The sequence below is a fragment of the Chryseobacterium hagamense genome (genome assembly GCF_007991455.1).
Taxonomy (GTDB): Bacteria; Bacteroidota; Bacteroidia; order Flavobacteriales; family Weeksellaceae; genus Chryseobacterium; species Chryseobacterium hagamense.
Genome location: NZ_BJYJ01000061.1, coordinates 1 through 7064, shown reverse-complemented (window position 1 = coordinate 7064; position 7064 = coordinate 1). Strand labels below are relative to the sequence as shown.

Annotated in this window: 7 protein-coding genes; 6 read left to right on the top strand and 1 reads right to left on the bottom strand. The window is 39.4% G+C overall.

Annotated elements, in window-relative coordinates:
- Nucleotides 1–81: 81 nt before the first annotated feature.
- Nucleotides 82–624 carry a peptidoglycan-binding protein LysM gene (locus CHA01nite_RS20055; protein WP_146944731.1) on the bottom strand — a complete coding sequence of 181 codons (543 nt, stop codon included), beginning with the start codon at nt 622–624 and terminating at the stop codon, nt 82–84.
- Between the two features lie 923 nt (nt 625–1547).
- Between CHA01nite_RS20055 and CHA01nite_RS20050 the strand changes: the two genes are divergently transcribed.
- The 6 genes from CHA01nite_RS20050 (at nt 1548) to CHA01nite_RS20025 (ending at nt 6708) form a co-directional block, all read left to right on the top strand.
- Nucleotides 1548–1853, top strand: a complete 306-nt coding sequence (locus tag CHA01nite_RS20050) for a hypothetical protein (protein WP_146944729.1) — start codon at nt 1548–1550, stop codon at nt 1851–1853.
- 8 nt (nt 1854–1861) lie between these two features.
- Nucleotides 1862–2404, top strand: a complete 543-nt coding sequence (locus CHA01nite_RS20045; protein WP_146944727.1) for a hypothetical protein — start codon at nt 1862–1864, stop codon at nt 2402–2404.
- Between the two features lie 10 nt (nt 2405–2414).
- A complete protein-coding gene (locus tag CHA01nite_RS20040; protein ID WP_146944725.1) occupies nt 2415–4232 on the top strand; it encodes a T9SS type A sorting domain-containing protein in 1818 nt (605 codons plus the stop codon).
- A 132-nt stretch (nt 4233–4364) separates the two neighbouring features.
- Entirely contained in the window at nt 4365–4724 is a 360-nt protein-coding gene (locus tag CHA01nite_RS20035) for an MFS transporter (protein WP_146944723.1), read from the top strand.
- A 177-nt stretch (nt 4725–4901) separates the two neighbouring features.
- Nucleotides 4902–5165 carry an MFS transporter gene (locus CHA01nite_RS20030; RefSeq protein WP_146944721.1) on the top strand — a complete coding sequence of 88 codons (264 nt, stop codon included), beginning with the start codon at nt 4902–4904 and terminating at the stop codon, nt 5163–5165.
- Between the two features lie 142 nt (nt 5166–5307).
- Nucleotides 5308–6708 (top strand): phage tail-like protein, encoded by a 1401-nt coding sequence (locus CHA01nite_RS20025; protein ID WP_146944719.1) that lies wholly within the window; start codon nt 5308–5310, stop codon nt 6706–6708.
- The last annotated feature ends 356 nt before the right edge of the window (nt 6709–7064 follow it).

Sequence of the window (7064 nt, the reverse complement as noted above, 5' to 3'; positions counted from 1 at the left end):
TAACTACAGGGCGATATCAAATTAAAAAGCCCTCAACACCTGAAGGTGCTGAGGGCTTATATAAAATGGCTGCTTGCTCTATTATAAAGCTGTAGCAGTATAAGTTACCATCTGCGTATAGGTCCCCTTAGGTTTTCCCAGGAGTACCTTTGATGCTTTTTCCGCTGAAATGGAATAAGCAATATTTAAAGATTGTTTTGAACCTGAATTTGCATTACTTACCAGGGCCTGATCGGTTGGGGATAAAGTAACCTCATTCATGGTTCCCGTTAAACTTCCGCCCGGTATTGCTTTTACCTGCAATATATCTACAGGAATCAGGTTTGCACCGCTTACAAAGTTTGCGCCTTCAGATTTTACTTTTACATCGAAATTTTTGGAGGAAATGATAACCAAACTATTCGGTACCGTCACATTTTTTGAAGAATTATAGTCGGTTGTATTCAAATAATTAAAATCTACAGTGCCTCCTGAAGCAACAGTTCCTACATCCATGGAAAGCACATCTGCCAAAACAATGTTGACGGAGGTAGTGGCCTGTCCGGAATTTTGTGCCAGAGCCTTGTGGGTTCCTAAAACAGTTGCTGCCAGAAACACTGCCGCTATAAAGATTTGTTTTTTCATGATAAGGTAAATTTAAAGTGTTAAAATGCTGTCATTCAAATTAAGTTATACAAATATCATTATAATCAAATCTAAAACCATTATCTGATGTAACCAAGCCTTTATTGTCATAAATTAAACGATTGTCAGGATATCCTGATAATAGGATTGTTCTTTTTTCAACTATTGGCATTCTCACTTCTTTCTGTTACAGCACCTTCGTCAAGGTCAGAACAAGAAATCGGATTTAAATAATTGCTTCATCAGCTAATAATATTATCGATTATTTTATAAATTTTGTTTATGATTAATAATACAAATATAAAATAAATATCATAGGTGTGAATTATAAATTTAAAATAAATCACACTGACCAGAAAAAATAAGATTCTTTTTCCGGAAATCCCGGAAAATTAAATTGGGAATCCGGATGTTGTAAATTTTTCCCCGGTACCGGATGATTGGACGATACACTGAAAAGACCGCGCGATTTGTTAAAGCGGATCCGAATGGAATAAAAATCCGTTGATTATGCGAATGGTCATCTTCAAATTTCCTAAAAAGGATCATAAAGCAAGCAGGATGAATGGCCGGTCAATATCTGTGGTAAATGGCTGAGAAGCACTCTGTCTTATTTGGATATTGATAATTCAAGATGGAATACTGATCTTGGTAATACCCAGATGAAATTTATAATTAAACCAAAGAATAAAAATAAAATTATAAGAAACAAACATGCTTCCAAATTATTTCTATCTGCATTTAAGTTTCTGATAAACAAAATGAAGTATGCTTTATGATATATTATAATTTATCACACATTTTTGAGTTTAATACATGAGTTTTAAAAAAATATTTATAACTTTATAAAATAATAACCATATGAAATTAAAGCAATTTTTTTTGTTGCTGCTATTTGTTTTTTAACCTCTTGCAGCAATGAAATGACGACTGTTAACGCATTGGAAAATCATAAGTCTCCAGAGGTGCTGAACTTTGAAAAGGCAATCAAAAGTTTATCAAATCCCGAAAATCTTCCCTCTGAAGAAGAACTGAGGAATCAAAAATCTCTTAAATTAAGTGACAGAAGAAAGGATATCTTGATCCCTTCTGCTCTTGAACTTATTAAGTCATCAGGAGCATCTGAAAGGCAAATACGGAATCAGGCTAAAGGTGACAGGGAATTGATTCTGAAGTGGGCTGTAAAGATTTACAATGAGAAACGTGCTAAAAACAATCAAACTCTTTAATTTAAACCATGAAAAAAAATTTTACATTTCTAGCAGCAATAGGAAGTTTATATTCTTCTGCACAAAACGGTGGAGGAAACCTTCATATTTTTAATGATAATACAAATCATTCTTTGGATTTATATTTTACTTTATTTACAATAGTTCCTTCGACCTGTAGCACAAGTATCCAAGGTATTCCCTCCGGATTACCACTTCCTGCAGGAGGATTCGCAGATTACACCACCTATGCTGCTGCTGCTTCGACAGCAACTCCACCTAATTCTTATCCTTTTGATACTTGGTACACAGGCACAGCATATATTACAGCAAGTGGAATTCCACCGTTTGTACAGGCACAGTCGAGATGGCAGTATATGAAATTTGAGTTGAAAGATCCTAGCAATCCTGGGACTATAACACCTACCTTAGGTGGCTCCGTAGGATTTTATCCTGCCTGTGGCGGTACTCCCGCAAATATTAGTGGAAGCGGGACATTAGGTGCTACGACTTATAATTTCAGCGCAAATGCATTTACATTTGGCGGCGATCTGTGGATAACCGTACAATAAATTTTATGTTATGAGATCAATCAAATACCTGTTTTTTTTGTTTGTGGCGGTATCAGCTACCGCCCAGACATTTAATTATGAAAGAGTCTGGGGAACGTATCTCGGAGGCATTGATACAAGACCGCTTCAGTTCTATGAAAACAATCAGCAACAGGTAATTGTCGACGGACTGAGCGGAAGCACGTATCCATCAGCGACCGCATCATATTACAATCAGTTCATCACCTTAGGGTCCCAGGGCTTTCAAAGCAACATCAATGCGTTAAACACAAATAATTTTACAGCGATTATTAATCCGACAGCATCATTGCAGAAGTTTGAGTACAGAACGGTAAAGAAGATAGTCCATCGTGAGAAGAACGGTAATTATTTCGCAATGGCAAACACGGGAACACCCACTCCCGGAGCGTGGTTGGGTAATCCTGTGGAACCGGCTAATAACGCTAATATCAGAAATATGATGCTTGAAAAATATTCTGATGACGGCATTCTTTTATGGCGAACGTATGTTCCAAATCTTCCTTATCATGAAGAGTCTTACCTTAAGAGTATAGCAACGGATGCATCCGGTAATATTTATATCTGCGGACAAACATTATGGCAGACCTTAGCAGATGCAGGAACTGCATTTTCAGCTTTTACTACGGTAAACACCCCGGGGAATACCAACCTGACCAATGTCTATGTTGCGAAATTAAACGCCCAGGGTCAGAAGATTTGGGCAACCTATTTGCCCGCTTTCGGTCCTGCAATGATCTCCGTATATGAGAATGACCTTTACGTAGCGGCCAATTCTGACATTAATGCTAACCAGTCGCTTTTGGCTACTCAGGGATCCTATCAGCAGACCAAAGCTTATATGTCGGTTACAAAACTAAATACAGCCAATGGAACCAGACAATGGGGAACCTATTATGGGGATCCGATGGTTCAGAATAATTCTCCACAGTCCATCGTGGCAGCATCTGACGGACTTTACGTGTTAGGCGGGATTTTTAATCTGCTAGGCAATACAAATGGTTATTTTGCAAGTGCAGGAGCATTCCAGGCCCAAAGTATGGGCGGAGAATCTGATCTCTTCTTAGCAAAATTTGATCCTCAATCGGGAAACCGGGTCTGGGGAACTTATTATGGAACTCCCGGCGATGATCTGCCTGCATTCGGCGCTTTTTCCAATATAGACGTAAAGCAGGGTAAAATACTTGTTACGAATGTCCATAACGGAAGTACCAATTTTTCAACACCCGGAGCATTGGTATCTGCAAAACCAAACAATCAGTCAGTGTATGATCTTGTTTTTTCCATGTTTGATGCATTTACCGGTGGGCGGATCTTCACTTCTTACTATGGCGGCATCCATTCTAATCCTAACCTTACGTCTGCCGGTATGAGCGGTAAGTTTTCTGATGTCGGGGATTCATTTTACTTGTATGGCTTTACCTCATCGCAGGCGGGGTATACCGAATCCAATGCTTTTCAGCCCAATATTATATTTCCTGCTGCGGTAACGAACGGAATGGCTGGTTTTCTGGCTAAATTTTCGTCAAAAACACTGGGTACATCTGAGACAACTTTGGCTGACGATCTCCAATTATTTGATAATCCTAATAATGGAAATTTTACAATTCGGGGAAAAATACTGGAAAAGGAAAAATGCAGTTTTAAGTTGTATGACAGTGCAGGAAGATTTATAAGTCAGGAAAATATAAAACAGCAAAACAGGCAGAACTTCAATTATTACGGAAAGTTACCGGCAGGCATTTATATTTTATCGGTTATCAATGCCGGAAACAATATTGAAAAAAGTTTTAAGATGATGGTAAGATAAGCTGAAGATCAAACCTGATTAAAGCCGTTACCAAATCTCGGAAGACTGAATTCTGATCTTAAAAATCCTCATTCTGGATTTTAATGCTTCTGAGAGTACTTCCCACCCTTCTGCATCCTGCTTTTTTTTTCAATGACGATAGCAGCGGCCATCAAAGGAACATCCCCGAAAGATCAGATGCAGCTCACGGCCATCATCATCGGAGGAATTTCCTTCGCACAGGTTACCCTGATTCCCATAAGCACTTTCGTGGCAAGCATTTACTCATGGATGTCCACCTACGTTATCCAGGGGCTTGTAATAGGTGTCACCCTCCTGATGATCATCAGATATTTACCGTCTTTACCGAATGATCAGCCACGTACCTTTAAACACCAGCTTTCAATATTGACGCAGCCCCGTTCTCTGCTGAATCTGTTATTAATTACCGTATGGTTCTGCTCTTACGGGTATTTTGCGGATTATCTGACAAAAGAAAAAGCACATGATTGAGAAAGAGATCAGTATATTACTGCTGCTCTTCGGCACTATGGGGGGTGGTTATGCATCAGGCAGATCATTAGGCAAAAATATGTTCCGTACGACTTTATTTTTTATCACCGGAGTCTTGATGGTACCTTTTGCACTCAGGTATACGGATGATTCTTTTTTACGGGCTTTTGGGGATTTATGTACGGACCTTGTTTCCTGATCGGGGTAGGGTATATGATTTCTGCGGCACCCAAAGCAAAGCAATTTGCCAACAGCCTTCAGACCTCATTCGGAAATTCGGGAGTGTCTTCAGGAATAGCCTTCGGAGGATTTTTTATCAGCCGGTACGGCATATCAATTACTCCGTGGCTCGGAATCACATTTGGTGTTTTAGCCATTTTCGTGATATTTTGGCGTTCTTATCTGGATAGATTTCACGAGAAGGAAAACGAGTCTCTGTAAGCGGGCTGCTGCTTATCAATCTAATCAATTATCTCACCAAGCAGGGTGTTAAAAATTTGCTTACTGAATGATTTTCAATAAATTAATATAAAATAGCAGATCACATCTTTATTTCGATATATTTGCCGAAATTTTGTATCGAATGAAAACTGAGATGATTACCGGGGTTTTATGCCTCTTTTCTGTATCCGCATTTGGGCAAGTGGGTATCAATACCCAGACTCCGGCGGCAACGCTGGATGTGGCTGCCCGTACCACCGGCACATCAACTACCACTGCAGAAGGCTTGATTGCTCCACGGCTTACCCTTGCCGATCTGAATGCAAAAGCTGCTGCTTACGGAGCATCTCAGGCCGGATCCCTGATCTATGTGACGGATGCAGCCAACGGTTCTCCGGCCGGGCAGACCGCCAACATCAATGCCGCGGGTTATTACTTTTTTGACGGAACGGCTTGGCTGAAAGTGACCACAGGAAATGCCGGAGGTAGCGTAAGCAGCAATGATATTTATAATGGTGACGGTGCTTTAACGGCCAACCGTACCGTAGCCATGTCAGATAAAACTTTGGCGTTCAGTGCAAATCCTACCGGCGGCACCAGCCATTTTACGGTGGATGATACTACGTTATCAGTAGATGCGCTGAATAACAGAGTAGGAATCGGTACCAATGCGCCATCAGAGAAATTACAGGTAGACGGCGGAAATATGTTCATGCATCATGACAGTCCCACGCTTTATTTTCAGTCTACGATACCGAATAATTCTTCAAATTCGAATAGCAATAATGGTTCTGTTGTGTTCTATGAAGGCACAAATTCCACTGCTGAAGGTATGTATATGAGACATGTCAATAATCCAACTAATTATTCTGGAAGAAATTTTCTTCAGTTTGGTTCTATTGACAATGGAACATATAATCCTATTATGAATATTGCTAATTTATCACAACAGGTCCTTATTAACAGTCCTACTGTAGTAGGATTTGACGGTACTATTTTTCCTAAGCTGTCAATAAATAGTAATGTGGCGAACGGAGCGATTCAGATTGTAGATGGGACCCAAGGTAACAATAAAGTTTTGACGAGTGATGCCAGTGGAAAAGCATCTTGGAAAACAGGAATATTGGCTGCACCCTCCACAACCTATACCTGGGATAATTCCGGAGCCAGTGGTACTTTAGGGTATTATCAAAATTATGTATACGGACCGTATACTGTAGGTAAGACAGGATGGTATGAAATCCAATCAAAATGGCGCTATATTCAGAGTCCATCGTCGGTTAGTGGAGGTGACCAGGGAGTTGGTAGCGTATGGATGCAGATCAATACTTCCGGTAACAACAATATGTATGCCCTAACAGACGCCCCTCTTTCTGAACAGCCTATCGATGAAACCATTGTAGCCAATCAATTATTTAGTACGGTAATGCTGTCCGGCCGGATGTTGTACCTGACCTCCGGTAAAAACTATTTTATACATATCATAGGTGCTTACGTAGATGTAGTTGGATCACAAAATTTTATATTAAACTATGTACAATAAACTATAGCTGATTACAAAAACTGATATTTCATACAACTTTTCCAGTTATTAAAGTTTTTGTAAATATAATTTATAATCGAAATTACTTATAAAGTTTCATTAGGCGGTACGCAGATTTTGATTTGCCATGTCATCGGCCAAAAGGATCGGAGAAATCATTGATGATTGTTATGATCGCTGTAGTGTGGGGTTACAAAGCAGGTGATTTTGCAGATCAGAGCATGAAAGCCATCAATGTTTTAATTACGGATTAAATTGTCTCAATAATTTTTTATTAAACAGTTTAAATAGACTCAATAGGGTATTTAGGACTTGCATTAAAATAAAAAAAGACTAAAGTTCAGGATCGCTCCTTT

Bases quoted from the DNA above. Each gene is read 5' to 3' on its own strand.
- CHA01nite_RS20055 (WP_146944731.1), bottom strand. From the start codon at position 624: ATGAAAAAACAAATCTTTATAGCGGCAGTGTTTCTGGCAGCAACTGTT.
- CHA01nite_RS20050 (WP_146944729.1), top strand. From the start codon at position 1,548: ATGACGACTGTTAACGCATTGGAAAATCATAAGTCTCCAGAGGTGCTG.
- CHA01nite_RS20045 (WP_146944727.1), top strand. From the start codon at position 1,862: ATGAAAAAAAATTTTACATTTCTAGCAGCAATAGGAAGTTTATATTCT.
- CHA01nite_RS20040 (WP_146944725.1), top strand. From the start codon at position 2,415: ATGAGATCAATCAAATACCTGTTTTTTTTGTTTGTGGCGGTATCAGCT.
- CHA01nite_RS20035 (WP_146944723.1), top strand. From the start codon at position 4,365: ATGACGATAGCAGCGGCCATCAAAGGAACATCCCCGAAAGATCAGATG.
- CHA01nite_RS20030 (WP_146944721.1), top strand. From the start codon at position 4,902: ATGTACGGACCTTGTTTCCTGATCGGGGTAGGGTATATGATTTCTGCG.
- CHA01nite_RS20025 (WP_146944719.1), top strand. From the start codon at position 5,308: ATGAAAACTGAGATGATTACCGGGGTTTTATGCCTCTTTTCTGTATCC.